This is a genomic window from Bacillus sp. FSL L8-0152, assembly GCF_038006365.1.
Classification (GTDB): Bacteria; Bacillota; Bacilli; order Bacillales; family Bacillaceae_G; genus Bacillus_A; species Bacillus_A cereus.
Map to the genome: position 1 here is coordinate 3,913,119 of NZ_JBBOVB010000001.1, position 21,151 is coordinate 3,934,269.

The following is a 21,151-nucleotide window of genomic DNA, read 5'->3' on the forward strand; positions in this document are numbered from 1 at the left end:
CCTGATGACACTATTACAAAATAAACTGGCTCACATCTTTATTTTTAGCAATTGTTGCTAATTTCTCCTCAACGTATTGAGGGGTTATCGTTATTTTCTCTAACGTAATTTCAGATGCTTCAAACGATAAATCTTCAAGGAGCTTCTCCATAATCGTATGAAGTCTTCTTGCTCCAATATTATCTGTATCCTGATTAACTTGATAAGCAATCTCAGCAATCTTACGAATAGCTTCGTCTGAAAATTCAATTTCTATACCTTCAGTCGCTAATAATGCCATATATTGTTTAATTAACGCATTGTCAGGCTCGATTAATATTTTAACAAAATCGTCTGTCGATAATTTTGTTAATTCTACTCGAATCGGAAATCTCCCTTGCAATTCCGGAATTAAATCCGACGGTTTAGACATATGGAACGCTCCAGCTGCAACGAATAAAATATAATCCGTTTTTACTGATCCGTATTTTGTCGCAACATTCGACCCTTCTACAATTGGCAAAATGTCACGTTGCACACCTTCACGTGATACATCTACGCTATTCGACTGCTTACCAGCAATTTTGTCAATTTCATCGATAAAAATAATCCCGAGCTGTTCAGCACGATAAACAGCCTCTTGTGTAACTTCATCCATATCAATTAAGCGCTGTGCCTCTTCATTTGTCAAGAGTTTTCTTGCTTCTTTTACAGAAAGTTTACGTTTTTTTGTTTTTTTCGGCATAAAACTCCCTAACGCATCTTGGAAATTCATTCCCATTTGCTCCATGCCAGTTCCTTGTAACATATCAAACATTGACGACTGTTGCTCAGTCACTTCAATCGATACAATCTCTTCTTCAAGAAGCCCTGCAGCAAGCTTTCTCTCCACATCTTGACGTTTCTTTTCGATTTCACCATCTTCTTGTGTATCAGACGTTTGACTCGAATTTTGAGCGCCCCCAAAAAGCATCTCTAATGGATTTTTAAATCCAGATTGCTTCTCCGGACTCGGTACTAAAATTTCAACAAGACGTTGATTCGCTTGCTCTTCTGCTTTATCTTGAACTTTCACTACCATTTCTTCTTTTACGATACGAACCGATGTTTCCACAAGGTCACGTACCATCGACTCTACATCTCTACCCACATATCCAACTTCTGTGAATTTTGTAGCCTCAACCTTAATAAAAGGTGCTCCAACGAGTTTCGCCATTCGTCGTGCTACCTCTGTTTTCCCAACACCTGTCGGTCCAATCATCAAAATGTTTTTAGGTGCTATTTCATCACGTAAATTTTCAGCTAATTTACTGCGACGGTATCGATTTCTCAACGCTACAGCAACCGCTTTCTTTGCGTCTTTTTGACCGATGATATATTGATCTAATTTTTCCACAATTTGGCGCGGAGTAAAATGTAAATGCATATAAAATGCCTCCCTTACGATTCTACAATTCTTCAACAATTATGTTGTGATTCGTATAAACACAAATATCACCAGCAATCTCTAAACTCGCTTTCGCAATTTGTTTCGCTGTTAAGTGTTCACTTGCATATTGCTTTAAAGCACGACCTGCAGAAAGCGCATAATTTCCACCAGATCCAATTGCTAAAATACCATCATCCGGTTCAATCACTTCTCCTGTACCTGAAACAAGAAGCATAGTTGTTTTATCCATGACAATGAGCATCGCTTCTAGTTGACGTAACATTTTATCGCCACGCCATTGTTTTGCCATTTCAACAGCAGCACGCTGCAAGTTGCCATTATACTCTTCTAATTTCCCTTCAAACATTTCAAAAAGAGTAAATGCATCAGCAACTGAACCTGCAAAACCAGCTAAAACTTTACCTTGGAAAAGTCTGCGAACTTTACGAGCTGTATGTTTCATTACAACAGCATTTCCCATTGTCACCTGACCATCTCCAGCCATTGCACATTCTCCATTATGATGAACTGCAAATATCGTTGTAGCGTGGAAATTCCCCATAGAAAAAACTCCTTTATTTGTTTTTATAGCTTTTAAAGCAATTTATGCCCGCGGGTGATGCTTCATGTAAACAGAACGCAATCTTTCTTTAGATACATGCGTATAAATTTGTGTAGTCGACAAATTCTCATGACCTAATAGCTCCTGTACAGTACGTAAATCCGCCCCTTCATCTAACATGTGTGTAGCAAATGTATGCCTTAACATATGGGGACTTATCCGCATTGTCAGTGACGCCTTTTTAATGAGTTCATTTAAAACATAACGTACTCCACGACTTGTTAGCGGTGTACCTTTCGCATTTAAAAATACCATACGAGAGTCTTCGTCAGTCTTATTAACTAACTGTTTTCTCCCATTCTCTATATAAGTAATTAAAGAATCTTGCGCATAGCTTCCGAACGGAATATACCTTTGTTTTTTTCCTTTTCCCATTACTAAAATTGTTCCCACCGCAAAGTCAATATCGGTAAGTTGTAAATTGACACATTCACTGACACGGATTCCAGTCGCATACATCAACTCTAATAAAGCTTGATTCCTTTGACCTAATGGTGTTCCCGTGTCAGAAACTTCAAATAATTCCTCTAACTCTTCAGCATATAAAAACTTTGGGATTGACAATTCTTTTTTGGGGAGTGACGCAAGTGCAAACGGATTATCTTTTCGATAACCTTCACGCATCAAAAAACGATATAAACTTCGTAAGCTTGATACTTTTCTTGCGACAGATTTACGGGCTAACTTTTCATCGTGCAACGTCGTTAAGTACAAACGAACATCCGCGTATGTAACGTCTAAAAAAGAGGATATGCCTTCTCGCTCCATAAATTGCACAAAATGTTCTAAATCATTTTGATAACTTGCAATTGTATATTTTGAATAATTTCTTTCAATTTGTAAATATCCAACGAATAATTGTAACAATTTCTTCACATTCACACAACTCACCTCAATAAAGGCTACTAAATCGTATCACAACTTAGTAGCCTTTGCAAGAAATTTAACTAAATATTTACAAAATTTTGAATTGTTTCTAAAGCTCGTGTTGCGTATGCTTCATTTCGTTCCGCTTTCTTTTTGATCTTTTTCTCTAACGGTGCAAATAGACCGAAGTTTGCATTCATCGGTTGGAAGTTTTTAGCATTTGTTGCCGTAATGTAATTTGCCATGCTACCCATTGCAGTTACTGACGGTAATACAACTGGCTCTTCACCTTGCACAAGACGTGCAGCATTAATTCCCGCTAATAATCCTGATGCTGCTGATTCAACATATCCCTCTACTCCAGTCATTTGACCAGCGAAGAATAAATCATCACGTTGTTTATATTGATATGTTGGACGAAGCAAATTAGGTGAATTAATAAACGTATTACGATGCATTACACCATAACGTACAATCTCTGCATTTTCCAGTCCCGGAATTAACTGTAGCACTTCTTTTTGTGGTCCCCATTTTAAATGCGTTTGGAAACCTACGATATTGTATAAAGTTCCCGCTGCATCATCTTGACGCAACTGAACAACAGCATATGGCGTTTTTCCTGTTTTTGGATCTTCCAATCCAACAGGTTTCATAGGTCCAAATACTAGCGTCTGTCTCCCTCTACTTGCCATAACTTCTACTGGCATACAACCTTCAAAGAAAATTTCTTTTTCAAACTCTTTTAAAGGCACTGTCTCAGCAGCAATTAAAGCCTCATAAAAACGGTCAAACTCTTCTTCTGTCATTGGGCAATTTAAATATGCAGCTTCACCTTTGTCATAACGCGATTTTAAATATACTTTATTCATGTCAATGCTGTCTTTTTCTACGATTGGTGCTGCCGCATCGTAGAAATAGAAATAATCTTCACCTGTTAGTTCTTTTAATTGTGCAGCAAGATCAGGAGATGTAAGTGGACCTGTTGCAATAATTGTTGGTCCTTCTGGAATTTCAGTAAGCTCTTCGTTCACTACAGTTACATTCGGATGGTTTTTTACGTATTCTGTTACTTTAGCTGCGAACTCATGACGGTCTACAGCTAAAGCACCTCCAGCTGGTACAGAGCACTCGTCTGCCGCACGAATAATTACAGAATCCATTAAACGCATTTCCTCTTTAATAACTCCAACTGCATTTGTTAAAGTGTTTGCACGAAGTGAGTTACTACATACTAATTCAGCAAATTTATCTGTGTGATGAGCTGGTGTTTGCCTTACCGGCCTCATTTCATATAATCTAACTTGGACACCACGTTTTGCAATTTGGTAAGCTGCTTCACTTCCTGCAAGACCTGCGCCAATGACGTTTACTACTTGTGTTGTCATTTATATCACCTTTCCTTTTCTTCCCGAAAAAAATGTGAGCAGTTACGCTCACATTTGTTGTTCTTCTTCATAATCGCACGAAATACATTGTACTTGCACGCCTTTTTTTAACTTTTTCTCTACAAGCATGCCTTCACACTTCGGACATTTACGACCAATTGGCTTATCCCAAGATACAAAGTCACACTCTGGATACGTACCGCATCCATAGAAAAGACGTTTCTTTTTGTTACTGCGACGCTCAATAATTTGTCCTTCTTCACATTTCGGACAAGTTACACCGATTTCTTTCACAATCGCTTTTGTATTACGACAATCAGGGAAATTCGAACAAGCCATAAACTTCCCGTATTTACCCATTTTAAAGACCATTGGATGTCCGCATAATTCACAGTCTTCCCCAGCTGGCTCATCTTTAATTTCCACTTCACGCATTTCTTTTTCCGCTTTTTCTAAGCGCGGTTCAAATCCTACGTAGAAATCATCAACAATTTTCACCCAATTGGCATTTCCTTCTTCTACTTCATCAAGGCTTTGCTCCATATTGGCAGTAAATTCAATGTTAATAATTTCTGGGAAAAACTCTAAAATAAGTTCAATTACTATTTCACCAAGTTCAGTCGGAACGAAGCGTTTATTATCCAAACCTACATATCCACGTTTTTGAATCGTTTCAAGTGTAGGTACATAAGTCGACGGTCTTCCAATTCCAAGTTCTTCAAGTGTTCTTACTAGACGGGCCTCTGTATAGCGCGGAGGAGGTTGTGTAAAATGTTGCTTCGGTTCTAAATCCTTTGAAAATACAGTTTCCCCTACTTCTAAAGGCGGCAACATCTTATCCTTTTCTTCCGCACCATCATCTTTCGACTCTACATACACTTTCATAAATCCTGGGAACTTTACAACCGATCCACTTGCACGGAACTGAACATTGTTATTAATGAGTCTCGCTGTCACAGTATCCATTATAGCAGACGCCATTTGACTTGCAACAAATCGCTCCCAAATCAATTTATATAATCGAAGTTGATCACGACTTAAGAAACTTTTCAGTTCCTCTGGCTTTCTCATTACCGAAGTAGGACGAATTGCCTCATGTGCATCTTGTGCATTTGACTTTTTCGATTCTTTCTTCTTTTCTGTTCCTATGTATTCCGTACCATACGCTTCAGTGATGTAAGTACGTGCCTCTGTTTGAGCTGTTTCTGAGATACGTGTTGAATCAGTTCTCATATACGTAATAAGACCTACAGTTCCTTGTTTTCCAAGATCTATCCCTTCATACAATTGCTGTGCAAGCATCATCGTTTTCTTTGCTCGCATATTTAACTTACGTGCTGCTTCTTGTTGCAAGGAAGATGTTGTAAACGGTAATGCAGGATTACGTTTTCGCTCTTTGCGCGTTACATTTTCAACTGAAAACGCATTGTCTTTCATCTGTTCAATTATTTCATTCACTTGCGTTTCATTCGTTAATTGAACTTTTTCACCATCTACACCGTAAAAACTTGCTTCAAATGTGTCTTTTCCTTTTACAAATTCTGTTTTAATTGTCCAGAATTCTTCAGGTTCAAAGCTTTGAATTTCCTTTTCACGTTCGATGATTAAACGAACTGCTACAGATTGTACACGCCCTGCACTTAATCCTTTTTTTACTTTCTTCCATAATAAAGGACTAATATTGTAACCAACAAGACGATCAAGTATGCGTCTTGCTTGTTGTGCATCTACTAAATCCATATTAATTGCGCGAGGATGTTTAAATGATTCTTTGATTGCATCTTTCGTAATCTCATTAAACACAACCCGACAATCTGATTCAACGTCCACATTTAACGTATTCGCTAAATGCCAAGCAATCGCTTCCCCTTCGCGGTCTGGATCGGCCGCGAGATAAACTTTCTTTGCTTTTTTCGCCGCTGATTTTAAATCCTTTAAGACGGGACCTTTACCACGAATGGTAATATACTTCGGGGTGAAGTTGTTCTTTACTTCTATCCCCATTTGACTTTTTGGCAAATCGCGAACATGTCCCATAGACGCGACAACTTTGTATTTTTTCCCTAAATATTTCTCAATGGTCTTCGCCTTAGAAGGCGACTCCACGATTACGAGGTAATCTGACATGCTAGTGCCTCCTTAAGAGGTGGATTCAAGTCTTCATTAATCTTATTGATTTCTCTTGTTTTTGTCAATCAAGAATGAATATACCATACAGTGCCAATCTACCATTTGTCAATAATTGTTTAATAAAAATTTAAAAATATAAGGTTAATTTAAAATCTCCTCCAAGATATCTTCTGCATTTCTTACTAATTTTGCTCCTTGTTGAATAAGATGATTCGTTCCCGATGCCCCCTCTATAAATATAGGTCCAGGAAGCGCAAACACCTCTCTATTTTGCTCTAACGCAAGGTCTGCAGTAATAAGTGTTCCACTTCTCGATTTGGCTTCTACAACTAAAACACCTTTACTTATACCACTAACAATCCGGTTCCTTTTTGGAAAATACCATTTTTTCGGTGCATAGTGCGGAGGATACTCTGTCAATAACAATATATATTCCTTCCACATTTCATATAAATGTCTATTTTCTTTCGGATACATAAACGACAATCCGTGCCCTAATATTGCAATAGTCGGGCAATGATGCCTTACTGTAATCTCATGAGACATTGTATCTATCCCTTTTGCAAACCCACTGACAATAAGCCACTCTCTTTCTAATAAAGGGTGTAAAATAAACTTCAAACTCTCATGACCATATAATGATGGTTCTCTCGTTCCAACAACTGCTAATTTATTTACTTTATTGAGAAAATCTTTCTCTCCTTTTCCATATAAAACGAAGGGAGGATCTTGTATTTCACGTAATAATTGCGGATAATTTTCATCCCATATCGTTATATAAAAAATACGATTTTTCTCTAAATAAGATATATATTGCGGAAGATTTGAACTTTGAAGAAATTTCACTAGTTCTGAAGATTTTTTCGAGGATATTCCAGTGTAGTATTCCATTTGTTTTTCGTTAAAAGTATATATGTTCTTTAATTCTGGATCGACATATAGTAGCCTCTCCATCGCTTTCCAATAATCTGCTAGCAAGTAATGAAGATGTAATAATCGCTCTCTTTTCATCTCAATTCTCCTTACCCATAATTTTTATTATGTAAACAGAAAAAGTGTAAAAAGACACCCTCAAGTAAGAGGGTGTCTTTTCAACAGATTAATAGTTTTTGCAAGTCTCAAATAAACCTTTTTCTTTTAAAACAGAGATTAGCGTTTCTCCCATAACTGCTGGAGTTTCAGCTACTTTAATGCCACAAGCTTCCATTGTTTTAATCTTTTCAGCAGCAGTTCCTTTACCGCCAGAAATGATTGCACCAGCATGGCCCATACGTTTGCCAGCAGGCGCTGTTTGACCACCAATGAAGCCTACAACAGGTTTTGTCATATTAGCTTTTACCCATTCAGCTGCCTCTTCTTCTGCTGTACCGCCGATTTCACCAATCATAATTACAGCATGTGTTTCTTCATCTTCATTAAATGCTTTTAACGCATCAATAAAGTCTGTACCGTTAACAGGGTCCCCGCCGATACCTACAGCAGTAGATTGTCCAATACCTTCTTGTGTTAACTGATGTACAGCTTCATACGTTAAAGTACCAGAGCGCGATACGATACCTACATGACCTTTTTTATGAATGTATCCTGGCATAATACCGATTTTACATTCATCAGGCGTGATAACACCTGGGCAGTTTGGTCCAAGTAAACGTGTATGTTTACCAGCCATATATCTCTTTACGTTTACCATATCTAATACAGGAATTCCTTCAGTAATACATACTACTAAATCAATTTCTGCATCAACTGCTTCCATAATTGCATCAGCCGCAAAAGCGGGTGGAACGTATACAACTGAAGCGTTTGCGCCTGTTGCTTTCACTGCATCTTCTACAGTATCAAATACTGGTACACCTTCAATATCAGTGCCACCTTTACCTGGCGTTACACCACCGACAATTTTCGTACCGTATTCAATCATTTGTTTTGTATGGAATAAACCTTGAGAACCTGTAATACCTTGAACAATAACTTTTGTATCTTTATTAACTAATACGCTCATTTTTCTCCCCCGCTTTCTATTAGCCCACTAGTGAAACAATTTTTTGTGCACCGTCTGCCATAGATTCTGCTGCAACAATATTTAAGCCAGACTCATTTAAAATTTTCTTACCTAGTTCTACGTTTGTACCTTCAAGACGTACAACTAAAGGTAACTCAAGACCTACCTGTTTCGTTGCTTCAATAACACCTTCTGCAATAACATCACACTTCATAATGCCACCAAAAATGTTAACGAAGATACCTTTTACATTTTTGTCAGAAAGGATAATTTTGAATGCTTCTGTAACTTTTTCAGCAGTTGCACCGCCACCAACATCTAAGAAGTTAGCTGGGTCACCGTGGTAATGTTTAATGATATCCATTGTAGCCATCGCTAAACCTGCACCATTAACCATACAACCGATATTTCCATCTAAAGGAATGTAGTTTAAGTCGTATTTTGAAGCTTCAATTTCTTTTGCATCTTCTTCGTCAAGATCACGAAGCTCTAAAATGTCTTTATGGCGATATAACGCATTGGAATCAAAGTTTAATTTTGCATCTAGTGCCATAACTTTACCTTCACCTGTTGTAACAAGTGGGTTAATCTCAGCGATAGAGCAATCTTTTTCAATAAACGCACGGTATAAGCCCATCATAAACTTCACAGCTTGTCCTACAAGCTCTTTTGGAATATTGATGTTAAATGCAATTCGGCGCGCTTGGAAACCTTGTAAGCCTACTGCCGGATCAATATATTCTTTAAAGATTTTTTCAGGTGTTTTTTCTGCTACTTCTTCAATTTCTGTTCCGCCTTCTTCAGAAGCCATTAAAACAACTTGAGAAGTTGCACGATCTAAAACTAGACCTACATAATATTCTTTTTTAATATCGCAACCTTCTTCGATAAGTAAGCGTTTTACTTCCTTACCTTCAGGACCTGTTTGATGTGTCACAAGTGTAGTTCCTAAAATGCTTTCTGCATATGTACGAACTTCATCTAAATTTTTTGCAACTTTTACTCCGCCAGCTTTGCCGCGTCCACCAGCGTGAATTTGTGCTTTCACTACACATACATCTGTTCCTAATTCTTTCGCCGCTTCTACAGCTTCTTCTACTGTAAATGCAACCTTCCCGTTCGGAACGCTAACCCCATAGCTTCTAAGGACTGCCTTACCTTGGTACTCATGGATATTCATGGTCCCATCCTCCCCTGTTTTCCTGTTTTACTCGAAAAGTTTTTTAATGTTTAAAAAACATTACATTGCCATTGTATAAGATGATTGGCACGCTGTCTACAATAAAGTGTCAGAAAACTGAAATCGCTTTATTCTTTTTCGAAAATAGTAATGTTTATATGCCAAAATAAAAAATAAGCTGCATATTTACAGCTTATTTTTGAATCATATCTTTAATTGGCGCGAATGACTTTCGGTGTTCCTCTAATACTCCATGCACTTCAATTGCCTCTAAATGTTGCTTTGTGCCATATCCCATATGTTGCTCAAATCCGTATTCAGGATACTTCTCTCCCAGTTCTTTCATCATACGATCTCTCGTTACTTTTGCGATAATGGATGCAGCTGAAATCGAAACACTTTTCGCATCACCTTTAATAATTGAAGTTTGCGGAATTGGTGTGGGAAGCTTCATCGCATCAATTAATAAATGTTGGGGTGTATAAGATAAATTTGCAACAGCATCTAACATCGCTTGTTTCGTTGCTTGGTAAATATTAATTTCATCAATAACTTGCGGTGATACAATTCCAACTCCAATTGCAATCGCTTGTACTTTTATTTCATCATAAAAACGCTCACGTTTCGCTTCACTCAGCTTTTTTGAGTCATTTAACCCTGGAATATAAAAATCCTCAGGAAGAACGACAGCTGCCGTCACAACAGGCCCAGCCAATGGCCCGCGCCCTACTTCATCAATACCTGCGATATATGTGACCCCTTTTTCACGCAAAGCATTTTCATACTTGGACATTTCAAAAAACTTCTCTTTTTCTTTCTGTTCTAACTCTTTTTGTTTATACCACTTCAAAACGAGCTTTTGAACGCCTTTTCGCTCATCTTTCATTAACAGTTGAAAGCGATCATCTTCTTCATTCATAATTTCTTTCAATACATTTTCCGCTTCTTTTATCGTCATTGTTTGCATTTATACAAGCTCCTTTTTAAACGTATCCAAAAAGAAAAGACGCACAAACGCACGTCTTATACTTCTTCTATTTTTTCCACATCTTCTACTTGCTCTGCAAACTCTTCCGGTGTCTCAAACGTCATTTTTCCAAGTTTGCCACCACGAAGCTCACGAAGTACAAGCTCAGATGTCTTATCATAATCAATCATTCCGCCGCCCATTAAGCAGCCTCTATTTTTTCCAATTGCATCGAATAATTCCACAATATCTTCTGGAATCTCATTTAAATTGTAGCGTTCTTTCAAGCGTTCTGGATAATGTTTCTCCATAAAACGTAATGCGTAAACAGCTACATCTTGTAAATTTAAAATTGAATCTTTAATTGCACCCGTCGTCGCTAAGCGAAGACCCACTAATTGATCTTCAAATTTAGGCCACAGAATACCTGGCGTATCTAACAATTCCATTTCCTTCCCAACTTTAATCCATTGTTGAGCTGTTGTCACACCTGGACGATCTCCTGTTTTAGCAATATTTTTCTTTGCCAATTTATTAATTAATGTAGATTTACCAACATTTGGTATACCTACAATTAATGCGCGAATCGCTCTCGGTCTAATACCTTTTGCAACCATTTTATCAAATTTTTCTTTAACAAGCACTTTACAAGCTGCTGCAATTTCTTTCATACCTTGTCCAGCTTGCGCATTAATCGAAATTGCCATATGGCCTTTTTCTTTAAAATATGCGATCCATTGTTTTGTTAAACGATCATCTGCCATATCCGCTTTATTTAAAACAACAAGCCTCGGCTTATGTGTAATGATTTCATCAATCATTGGGTTTCGAGATGATAATGGTAATCGAGCATCTACAAGCTCAATTACAACATCAATTAATTTTAATTTCTCCGTTACTTGGCGTCTAGCCTTCGCCATATGCCCTGGAAACCATTGAATTACCATGTTGCCACCTTCTTTTTCATTTATTTCACAATACGTGCGTCTTCTAACGGCCAATATAACATATTGGCTTTACCAATTACTTGATCCTTTGAAATCGTACCGATTGAACGGCTATCTTTACTAAAACGACGATTATCACCTAAAACAAATAATTGATCTTTTGGAACAGTTTTCTTGCCTGTCATTTCTTCAAGATTAAAATCATATGTAAGCGGTCCGTCAGCAATTTGCTTTTTCTGCTTGTCTAAATACGGCTCCTCATAAGCCTTTCCGTTAACATACAGTTTATCATTACGATACTCTATTTCATCGCCTGGCAGGCCTATAATGCGCTTAATGTAATCTTTATCTTCTGTTGCTCGAAATACGATAATATCAAAGCGTTTTGGATCTCCAATGTGATAACCAATTTTATTCACAATCATTCGATCACGATCATGTAAGGTAGGTGCCATCGATACCCCGTCTACGAGAATTGGAGCAAAGAAAAACTGTCTAATAACACCAGCTAATACAACAGCAATCAAAATTGCTTTAATCCATTCCCAAAGTGAACTCTTCTCTTTTTTCATGCATTTCCCCTCCACGGTTATGTAAGCTGTTCGTATTATACCAAAATTTCATATAGATTGGAAAAAGGGAGCTTGTGCATTTACAAGCTCCCATACATGTCTTATCGAATTTCTTTAATACGTGCTTTTTTACCGCGAAGGTTACGTAAGTAGTATAACTTAGCACGACGTACTTTACCACGGCGAAGTACTTCGATTTTCGCGATTCTTGGCGTGTGAACTGGGAATGTACGCTCAACACCTACACCGTAAGAAATCTTACGAACTGTGAATGTTTCACTAATTCCGCCACCACGACGTTTAATTACAACACCTTCGAAAAGCTGAATTCTTTCACGAGTTCCCTCAACAACTTTTACGTGTACACGTAAAGTGTCACCAGGACGGAATGAAGGAAGGTCAGTTTTTAATTGGCCTTTTGTAATTTCTGCGATTAATTGTTGCATATTAAATTCTCTCCTTTAAACAGATGCTCTTATAAAGTCTTAATAAATTACAGCGGAACATCGTTAATACGGCTACTGATTTCAGTAGCACAAATGTTATAATAGCATATTACTAGGCCTGTTGCAATAGCAAATATATGAAGTTATTACTGCTCTCGCTTTATTTCCTCAAGCCATTTTTTCTCTTGTTTAGATAGATCTCTATCATCTAACAAATCAGGTCTACGCGTATACGTACGGCGCAAAGATTCCTTATGTCGCCATTCGTCAATATTTTTATGATTCCCTGACATTAATACATCCGGTACCTTCATACCACGAAAATCAGCCGGACGTGTATAATGAGGATGCTCTAACAAACCTGTACTAAACGAATCCTCCACTTGTGAAGCATGATTTCCTAGCACGCCTGGCAAGAGACGTACAACACTATCAGTAATAACCATAGAAGCTAATTCTCCGCCCGTTAATACATAGTCACCAATAGAAATCTCATCCGTTACGAGATGCTCACGAATTCGTTCGTCATACCCTTCATAATGCCCACATACAAAGATCAAATGTTCTTCCTCTGCAAGCTCTTCCGCTTTCTTCTGCGTAAATCTTTCGCCCTGCGGACACATTAAGACAACTCTCGGCTTACGCTCTGTCTCTTTCGTCAAATCTTCTACAGCATCAAAAATAGGCTGAGGAGTAAGCACCATACCAGCTCCTCCGCCGTAAGGATAATCGTCTACGCTATTATGCTTACTTGTTGTATAATCACGAAAGTTAACAACACGAAGGTTTACCGCTTCTTTTTCTTGCGCCTTCTTTAATATAGAAGATCCAAATACACCGGTAAACATGTCTGGGAACAACGTTAAAATATCAATTTTCATTATAGCAACCCTTCCATTACATGAATGGTTACTAATTTATTTTCAATATTAACTTGAAGTACAACGTCATCAATATAAGGAATTAAAAGATCTTGACCCTTCGGACGTTTAATCACCCAAACATCATTTGCACCAGGAGAGAGAATTTCTTTGATTGTCCCTAGCGCTTCTCCTTCTTCCGTTACAACGCTGCAACCAATAATTTCGTGATAGTAGTATTCACCTTCAGCAAGTTCGCCTAACTGCTCTTCTGGTACTTTTATTAAAGAACCTTTAAACTTCTCTACTTCATCTACATTGTTATATCCTTCAAATGTTAATAAATCGAATGTCTTATGTTGGCGATGAGAAGTTACCTTCACCGGAAGGTAGTCTGTGTCTTTCTCATTCGATATGTATAGTGTGTTTCCTACTTTATATCGCTCTTCTGGAAAATCAGTACGAGAAATAACACGGATTTCTCCTCTTACGCCATGAGTATTTACAATTTTCCCTACGTTAAACCATTTTGTCATAAATAGTATGTCACCCCTGGTTTCTATATAAATTAAGCATCTCCATTTCATAGATGGAACATGCAATCTCTATTTAAATGTTAAAAAAGGGAGAGGAATAACTCCTCGCCCTTTTTACGTTTATTGAATTTCCAGTGTTACTTTTTCATCATTATGATGTCCCACTGAATACAAGAGCATTCGAATCGCTTTCGCAACTCTCCCTTGCTTTCCAATGACTTTTCCAACATCCTCAGGATGTACAGTTAATCGATACTTTATCTCTCCGTTGTAAAGTTCCTGTGTAACTTTTACATCTTCAGGATGATCGACAAGAGGCTTGACAATCGTCTCGACTAACTTCTTCATAGTCATTGCCTCAATTACTTACCTTGTTTAGATAAGTGGAATTTCTCCATGATACCTTGGTTAGAGAATAAGTTACGAACTGTATCAGATGGTTTAGCACCATTTCCTAACCATTTTAATGCTGCTTCTTCGTTGATCTTAACTTCAGCTGGTTGAGCAACTGGATTGTAAGTTCCGATTTCCTCAATGAAACGTCCGTCACGAGGAGAACGAGAATCTGCAACAACTACACGATAGAAAGGAGTTTTTTTAGCTCCCATACGTTTTAAACGAATTTTAACTGCCATTTATAAAGCACCTCCGAATTTATTTCACACAGATAATTATATTAGCAAAAAGACTATTGCTTTGTAAAGTATTTTTTCTTAACAGAGCCATCTTTTTTTCCTTACATGAATGGAAACTTCAATCCACCTAGTCCTTTTTTCTTGCCTTTTTGCATTCCAGTCATCGTCTTCATCATTTTTTTCATGTCATCGAATTGTTTGATTAGACGATTGATTTCTTGTACAGTTGTACCGCTACCTTTGGCAATGCGCTTTTTGCGACTAGCATTGATTATTTCCGGTTGTTCTCGTTCTAATTTAGTCATAGAACGAATAATTGCCTCAATATGCCCAATTTGTTTTTCATCAACTTGCGCATTTTTCAGCCCTTTAATTTTATTTGCACCAGGAAGCATTCCTAACAATTCATCAAGCGGCCCAAGTTGACGCACTTGTCCAAGTTGTTCTAGGAAATCGTCAAGCGTAAACGAAAGCGTACGCATTTTTTGCTCAAGTTCTTTTGCTTTCTCTTCATCAACTGTAGCTTGCGCTTTTTCAATCAATGTTAAGACATCGCCCATCCCTAAAATACGGGATGCCATACGCTCTGGATGGAACGCTTCAATTGCATCTAGTTTTTCACCCATACCAGCAAATTTAATCGGTGTGTTTGTTACAGCCTTAATAGATAATGCAGCACCACCGCGCGTATCACCATCTAATTTCGTTAATACAACACCTGTTAAACCTAACTGTTCATGGAAACTTTGTGCAACATTTACCGCGTCTTGTCCCGTCATCGCATCGACAACAAGGAAAATTTCATCCGGTTTCGCAACTTCTTTAACTTTCGCTAATTCATCCATTAGTTCTTCATCAATATGCAGGCGACCCGCTGTATCGATTAAAACATAATCATGATGATCTTCTTTTGCTTTTGCAATCGCTTGTTTCGCAATTTCAACAGGACTTACTTGATCTCCTAAAGAAAATACAGGCATGTCCAATTGCTTCCCTAATGTTTCAAGCTGTTTAATTGCTGCTGGACGGTAAATATCAGCTGCAACAAGCATCGGTTTACGATTATGCTTTTTACGAAGCAAATTCGCAAGCTTACCTGTCGTCGTTGTTTTACCCGCACCTTGCAGACCAACCATCATAATAACAGTCGGTGGCTTATTAGCAACAGCAATTTTGCTTTGCTCTCCGCCCATAAGTTCTGTAAGTTCTTCCTGTACAACTTTAATTACTTGTTGTCCAGGTGTCAAACTTTTCATTACATCTTGTCCGACAGCACGTTCAGACACACGCTTCACAAAATCTTTTACTACTTTAAAGTTAACATCTGCTTCTAAAAGAGCTAGACGAACTTCTCTCATCATTTCTTTCACATCGGCTTCAGAAACTTTTCCTTTGCCGCGGATTTTTTGCATTGTCTGTTGAAGTCGGTCGGCTAATCCTTCAAATGCCATATTGCCGCCCTCCTAATCTAATTTTTCGATAGCTTCAACAACTTGTTTCATTTCTTCATTCACATGCTCTTCTTCGCTGATTAGCTGTTTTAGCTTTGCAACAAGTCGCTGTCGCTCTTGAAACTTTTGAAGTAATACTAATTTTTCTTCATATTCTTCAAGCATCGCTTCAGTCCGTTTAATGTTATCATACACGGCTTGGCGACTTATATCAAATTCTTCCGCAATTTCACCAAGAGATAAATCATCTAGATAATAAAGCGACATATAACTTCTTTGTTTTTGCGTTAACAACGATTGATAAAAATCAAATAAATAGTTCATTCTCGTTGTTTTTTCGAGCATGTTGGATCATCCTTTGTTAAGTGATTTCCCTTTACATGAATTAGTTTACATGGAGTCCAAAAGAGTGTCAAGTTTTTTTCTTAACATCATATGTTTTTATAGAAAAAGAAGCGGAAATACCGCTTCTTTCGCTTATACTTCTTCTGTTTCTACTAAGTTCGCAAATAAACCATACACATATTGTTCTGGATCAAACTGCTGCAAATCATCCATTTGCTCTCCTAATCCAACAAACTTCACCGGTACATCCATTTCGTTACGAATCGCTAATACAATACCACCTTTAGCAGTTCCATCTAACTTCGTTAAAACAATACCAGTTACATTCGTTGCCTCCCGGAATGTTTTCGCTTGGCTTAAACCGTTTTGTCCTGTTGTTGCATCAATAACAAGCAATACTTCATGAGGAGCACCTGGTACTTCACGCTCAATTACACGCTTCACCTTCTCTAACTCTTTCATTAAGTTTACTTTATTTTGCAAGCGTCCTGCTGTGTCACATAGTAATACATCTACCTTACGTGCTTTCGCAGCTTGTACAGCGTCATACATAACCGCCGCTGGATCAGATCCAGATCCTTGTTTAATCACTTCTACACCAACACGATCGCCCCATACTTCTAATTGTTCAATCGCCCCAGCACGGAATGTGTCTCCTGCTGCCAATAGGACTGACTTACCTTCTGATTTAAACTTATGCGCCAGTTTACCAATTGTTGTCGTTTTTCCTACACCGTTAACACCAACAAATAAAACAACCGTTAATTGGTCCTCTTGCATATTAATTTCGTTACTAAAATCGCTGTCACCTTTGTAAATTCCCACTAGTTTTTCTGAAATAACAGCTTGTACTTCTTTTGGATCTTGAATGTTACGACGTTGTACTTCTTCTTTCAATTGATCAATTAATTCCATTACCGTCGCAACGCCAACGTCTGCACCAATTAAGATTTCTTCTAACTCTTCGAAGAAATCTTCGTCCACTTTACGGTAACGATACACTAAATCATTCACTTTATCCGCAAATGAATTTCTAGTTTTTTCTAATCCGTGTTTAAATTTCTCTGTTACTGTATCCGTTTGTTTTGAAATTTTTTCTTTTAGTTTTTTAAAAAAACTCATACTTTCCCATCCTTCCTATTCACTTGCAATAAGTTCTTCTCCGGCATCTAAACGAACCGAAACAAGTTTAGATACCCCTGATTCTTGCATTGTTACACCGTACAACACATCAGACTCTTCCATTGTACCTTTTCTATGTGTAATTACAATAAACTGCGTCTCATCACTAAATTTCTTTAAATACTGTGCAAAACGAGCTACATTCGCTTCATCAAGGGCGGCCTCTACCTCATCTAGTACACAGAACGGTACTGGGCGCACTTTTAAAATACCAAATAAAAGCGCAATTGCCGTTAAAGCACGCTCTCCACCTGAAAGTAAACCTAAGTTCTGCAATTTCTTCCCTGGCGGTTGTGCTACAATATCAATACCCGTATTTAGTAAATCCTCTGGATTAGTCATTACTAAATCCGCTCTACCGCCTCCAAATAATTCAGAGAATACCGATTGAAATTCCATTCTAATGCCTTCAAACGTAGTAGAAAAGCGCTTTTTCATTTCTTCATCCATTTCGGTAATAAGCTGGTGCAATGTCGTTTTCGCTTCTTCTAGATCGTCTCTCTGCTCTAGTAAGAATGTATGACGCTCCGCTACACGTTCATATTCATCAATTGCCCCTAGGTTCACTGTACCTAACTCTTCTATGGATAATTTGATTAATTTTACTTTCTTACGCGCATCTTCTGCAGGCATTGTCATTGTATATTTTAGTTTCGCCGCTTCAAATGAAATCGTATATGTTTCACGTAAATGTTGTAATCTATTTTCCAACTCTACATCAAGTCGGTTTATTCTCACTTCTTGATCTTTCAACATTTCAAGAATATATTTATGTTTACCTGTCGTTTCTTTCAAATTGCGTTCTAAATGTTCTACTCTCTCTTGCAACGATACACGTTGTTCACGACGAGAGCGAATTAATTCTGAAGTTTGATTACGATCATACGCTTTCTTCTCAATCATATTCGTAATTTGCTCTTCACCACTTGAATTAGATGTCATTTCTTGTTTTAAGAATGCTAAATCCTCTTTCGTTTTTACAAGTGTCGTATCCGTTTCTTCTTTTTCCTTCGTCAATCGTTCAACTTTTTCTTTTTGATTAGATAAGCGTTGTTGCTTTTCAGCTGCCAGCACTTTTAATTCAGTCATTTCTTTTTGAACTTTTTCTTTCGAAGAATGTTGCTCACTTTTTTGTTTTGTTAAAGCTACAATTTTACTATCTAACTCAGTGATATCAGCTTGAAGATTCGCTAAAATCCCTTCTAACTCCTCTTTACGCCCTTGCATTTTTACTCGATCTTGTAAAAACCCTTCAATCTCTAAATCATAAATAGACAAGCGGTCATTAATACGATGTTCTTCTAATTCTAAACGATTAATCTCTTCTCTTAATTTCTGCTCTTCTACACGATCCACTTCTACAGTTTGCCTTAGTTCGCGTATTTTCACTTCTTTTTCTTGAATCTCTTGTTTTACTGCTTTAACAAAGTTTTCTAACTTCGTTGTTTTTTCTTCCATATCAGTTAACTTGCGAGTCCACTCTTCCAGTTCACGTTGGCGTCCTAATAAAGAAGATTTCGCTTGTTTTACCGCCCCACCAGTCATAGAACCGCCAGGATTCACTACGTCACCTTCAATTGTTACAATGCGATAACGGTATTGCAGTTGTTTCGCCAACTCATTTGCTCCGCGTAAATCTTTCGCAACAATAACAGTACCTAATAAATTTGAAACTACATTTTCATATTTATTGTTGTACTGCACAAGTTCTGCCGCCACACCTACAAACGATGGGTGTTGATTTACAATGCGTAATTGCTCAAATGATAACGATCTGCTTTTAATAACAGCTTGCGGTAAAAACGTTGCACGTCCATGTTTATTTTGCTTTAAAAATGCAATCGCATTACGAGCATGCTCCTCTGTTTGTACAACAATATGCTGCATCGCTGCACCTAGAGCGATTTCCATTGCAACTTCGTATTCTTTCGGAACCGTTAACAGTTCCGCAACAGCACCCTCGATACCTTGCAACCTATTTTCTCTAGCTTTCAATACTTCACGTACACCTTGATAGAAGCCAGAATAATCTTCTTGCATCTCTTCAAGCATTTCTTTTCGAGAACGTGCCTGTTGCACAAATTGGTATGCTTGGTATAGTTTTGTTTCATTTTCACTATACTGCGTCTTACATTTCCCAAGTGCCGCCTCTGTCTTCTGTATGTTTGAGAGAATGCCAGCTACTTTTTCTTTCGCTTGTTCGTAACTTTCTACAAGTTTCGTCTTTTTCGCTGTAATTTCCATACGCATTTCTACATATTTCGCATTCTCTTCATCTAGACGCTCGTTTTTAGACGTTTGCTGTTTAGATTGTTCTTCAATCATAGATAATTCATTGCGATGACTAGCTTGTTGATTTAAAAGTTCAATATAGTCACCTTTTAAATTCTCAATCTGTTCCTCTAAATTGTCAGCAAAAGTAGCAAGCAATTGCTCATTATCATGCAATTTTTGCTCCAACTCTTTTACTTCATTCACAAATTGCATTAAAGCTTCTGTACTTGACTCAATCTCACCATCGTAAATTTTAGCTTTCTCTGTTAATTCAACAATTAACTGCTCAAGTTGCGCACAATGCGTCGTAGCATTTTGCTTTCTCTCTTTTAACAACTCGCGCTGCCCTTCTAGTTTTTCTAGCTCTTTACTAGAAAGAAGAAGTACCTCTTGCAACGAGTCTACAGACTCATCTACCGCTTGTAATTGTCCTCGTAATTCCTCAAGTTCTTCTTCACTTTTTTGTAAATTCGTTGACATTTTAGCTTCTTCGTTTTTATTATGCCCAAACTGATTTCGAAGTGCTTCCCATTTCTCATGCAATTCTTCAATTTCATGGACAATAAGCGCAGCTTCTACTTTCTCTAATTCTTCTTTATTCTCAAGATAATCTTTCGCAATAGAAGCTTGTCTTTCTAAAGGTTCTACTTGACTACTTAATTCATGAATTATATCTTGTACACGATTTAAGTTTTCTTGTGTTTCTTCTAATTTTCCTTCAGCTTTCTTTTTGCGAAGTTTGTATTTTAGTACGCCTGCCGCTTCTTCAAATACACCTCGACGCTCTTCTGACTTACTACTTAAAATCTCTTCCACTTTCCCCTGGCTAATAATTGAAAAAGCTTCTCTTCCCATACCAGAGTCCATAAATAAATCAATAATATCTTTCAATCTACATGATTGTTTATTAATATAAAAATCACTTTCACCTGAACGAGATACACGACGTGTTACACACACCTCATTGTATTCAATTGGTAAACGTTGATCTTCATTATTTAAAGTTATTGTTACTTCAGCAACATTAACCGCTCTCCTCGTATCACTGCCTGCAAAAATAATATCCTCCATCTTTGCACCACGTAATGATTTTGCAGATTGTTCACCAAGTACCCAGCGAATTGCATCAGTAATATTACTTTTCCCGCTTCCATTAGGTCCTACTACAGAAGTTACACCCGGGACAAAATCAACAGATACACGCTCAGCAAAAGACTTAAACCCTGCTATTTCTAATCTTTTTAAAAACACGAAAGGCCTTCCTCCTATTCTCCGTCTTTATAAATGTTCTCTATACAAAAACAAGCTATTATACGGATTTACCTTCTTTTTATTTACAAAC

20 protein-coding genes are annotated in these 21,151 nt (G+C 37.6%); all 20 read right to left on the reverse strand.

Going from position 1 to position 21,151, the window contains the following annotated elements; genetic code table 11:
* Nucleotides 1–13: 13 nt before the first annotated feature.
* On the reverse strand, nt 14–1,405 hold the full coding sequence (gene hslU, locus MHH27_RS19460) for an ATP-dependent protease ATPase subunit HslU (RefSeq protein ID WP_000550085.1): 1,392 nt from the start codon (nt 1,403–1,405) through the stop codon (nt 14–16).
* A 22-nt stretch (nt 1,406–1,427) separates the two neighbouring features.
* Nucleotides 1,428–1,970: an ATP-dependent protease proteolytic subunit HslV gene (hslV, locus tag MHH27_RS19465; RefSeq protein ID WP_000526274.1), complete on the reverse strand. Its 543-nt coding sequence runs from the start codon at nt 1,968–1,970 to the stop codon at nt 1,428–1,430.
* A gap of 42 nt (nt 1,971–2,012) precedes the next feature.
* A complete protein-coding gene (xerC, locus tag MHH27_RS19470) occupies nt 2,013–2,912 on the reverse strand; it encodes a tyrosine recombinase XerC (RefSeq protein WP_001101245.1) in 900 nt (299 codons plus the stop codon).
* 65 nt (nt 2,913–2,977) lie between these two features.
* The gene (gene trmFO / locus MHH27_RS19475; RefSeq protein ID WP_000213006.1) at nt 2,978–4,282 is read right to left on the reverse strand and encodes an FADH(2)-oxidizing methylenetetrahydrofolate--tRNA-(uracil(54)-C(5))-methyltransferase TrmFO; all 1,305 of its coding nucleotides are present in this window, start codon (nt 4,280–4,282) and stop codon (nt 2,978–2,980) included.
* A 48-nt stretch (nt 4,283–4,330) separates the two neighbouring features.
* Entirely contained in the window at nt 4,331–6,409 is a 2,079-nt protein-coding gene (gene topA / locus MHH27_RS19480; RefSeq protein WP_001286955.1) for a type I DNA topoisomerase, read from the reverse strand.
* 144 nt (nt 6,410–6,553) lie between these two features.
* On the reverse strand, nt 6,554–7,423 hold the full coding sequence (gene dprA / locus MHH27_RS19485; protein WP_000818046.1) for a DNA-processing protein DprA: 870 nt from the start codon (nt 7,421–7,423) through the stop codon (nt 6,554–6,556).
* An 88-nt stretch (nt 7,424–7,511) separates the two neighbouring features.
* Nucleotides 7,512–8,414: a succinate--CoA ligase subunit alpha gene (gene sucD, locus MHH27_RS19490; RefSeq protein WP_000115178.1), complete on the reverse strand. Its 903-nt coding sequence runs from the start codon at nt 8,412–8,414 to the stop codon at nt 7,512–7,514.
* A 19-nt stretch (nt 8,415–8,433) separates the two neighbouring features.
* Nucleotides 8,434–9,594: an ADP-forming succinate--CoA ligase subunit beta gene (gene sucC / locus MHH27_RS19495; protein ID WP_001020790.1), complete on the reverse strand. Its 1,161-nt coding sequence runs from the start codon at nt 9,592–9,594 to the stop codon at nt 8,434–8,436.
* 193 nt (nt 9,595–9,787) lie between these two features.
* A complete protein-coding gene (locus MHH27_RS19500; protein ID WP_001194269.1) occupies nt 9,788–10,561 on the reverse strand; it encodes a ribonuclease HII in 774 nt (257 codons plus the stop codon).
* 56 nt (nt 10,562–10,617) lie between these two features.
* Nucleotides 10,618–11,508: a ribosome biogenesis GTPase YlqF gene (gene ylqF / locus MHH27_RS19505; protein WP_000236702.1), complete on the reverse strand. Its 891-nt coding sequence runs from the start codon at nt 11,506–11,508 to the stop codon at nt 10,618–10,620.
* Between the two features lie 20 nt (nt 11,509–11,528).
* Nucleotides 11,529–12,080 (reverse strand): signal peptidase I, encoded by a 552-nt coding sequence (lepB, locus tag MHH27_RS19510; RefSeq protein WP_000711852.1) that lies wholly within the window; start codon nt 12,078–12,080, stop codon nt 11,529–11,531.
* A 101-nt stretch (nt 12,081–12,181) separates the two neighbouring features.
* Entirely contained in the window at nt 12,182–12,526 is a 345-nt protein-coding gene (gene rplS / locus MHH27_RS19515; RefSeq protein WP_001186516.1) for a 50S ribosomal protein L19, read from the reverse strand.
* A 146-nt stretch (nt 12,527–12,672) separates the two neighbouring features.
* Nucleotides 12,673–13,407 carry a tRNA (guanosine(37)-N1)-methyltransferase TrmD gene (gene trmD / locus MHH27_RS19520; protein ID WP_000686899.1) on the reverse strand — a complete coding sequence of 245 codons (735 nt, stop codon included), beginning with the start codon at nt 13,405–13,407 and terminating at the stop codon, nt 12,673–12,675.
* Complete coding sequence (rimM, locus tag MHH27_RS19525) at nt 13,407–13,922, reverse strand: ribosome maturation factor RimM (RefSeq protein ID WP_000170272.1); 516 nt, start codon at nt 13,920–13,922, stop codon at nt 13,407–13,409. The genes trmD and rimM overlap by 1 nt, the downstream gene beginning before the upstream one ends.
* A gap of 120 nt (nt 13,923–14,042) precedes the next feature.
* Nucleotides 14,043–14,270: a KH domain-containing protein gene (locus tag MHH27_RS19530; protein WP_000737399.1), complete on the reverse strand. Its 228-nt coding sequence runs from the start codon at nt 14,268–14,270 to the stop codon at nt 14,043–14,045.
* A gap of 14 nt (nt 14,271–14,284) precedes the next feature.
* Nucleotides 14,285–14,557, reverse strand: a complete 273-nt coding sequence (gene rpsP / locus MHH27_RS19535; RefSeq protein ID WP_000268750.1) for a 30S ribosomal protein S16 — start codon at nt 14,555–14,557, stop codon at nt 14,285–14,287.
* Nucleotides 14,558–14,658: 101 nt separating this feature from the next.
* Nucleotides 14,659–16,008 (reverse strand): signal recognition particle protein, encoded by a 1,350-nt coding sequence (gene ffh, locus MHH27_RS19540; protein ID WP_000863460.1) that lies wholly within the window; start codon nt 16,006–16,008, stop codon nt 14,659–14,661.
* A gap of 12 nt (nt 16,009–16,020) precedes the next feature.
* The gene (locus MHH27_RS19545; protein WP_340943777.1) at nt 16,021–16,353 is read right to left on the reverse strand and encodes a putative DNA-binding protein; all 333 of its coding nucleotides are present in this window, start codon (nt 16,351–16,353) and stop codon (nt 16,021–16,023) included.
* Nucleotides 16,354–16,485: 132 nt separating this feature from the next.
* Nucleotides 16,486–17,475: a signal recognition particle-docking protein FtsY gene (ftsY, locus tag MHH27_RS19550; protein ID WP_000007642.1), complete on the reverse strand. Its 990-nt coding sequence runs from the start codon at nt 17,473–17,475 to the stop codon at nt 16,486–16,488.
* Nucleotides 17,476–17,490: 15 nt separating this feature from the next.
* The gene (smc, locus tag MHH27_RS19555; RefSeq protein WP_075717457.1) at nt 17,491–21,060 is read right to left on the reverse strand and encodes a chromosome segregation protein SMC; all 3,570 of its coding nucleotides are present in this window, start codon (nt 21,058–21,060) and stop codon (nt 17,491–17,493) included.
* Between the last annotated feature and the right edge of the window lie 91 nt (nt 21,061–21,151).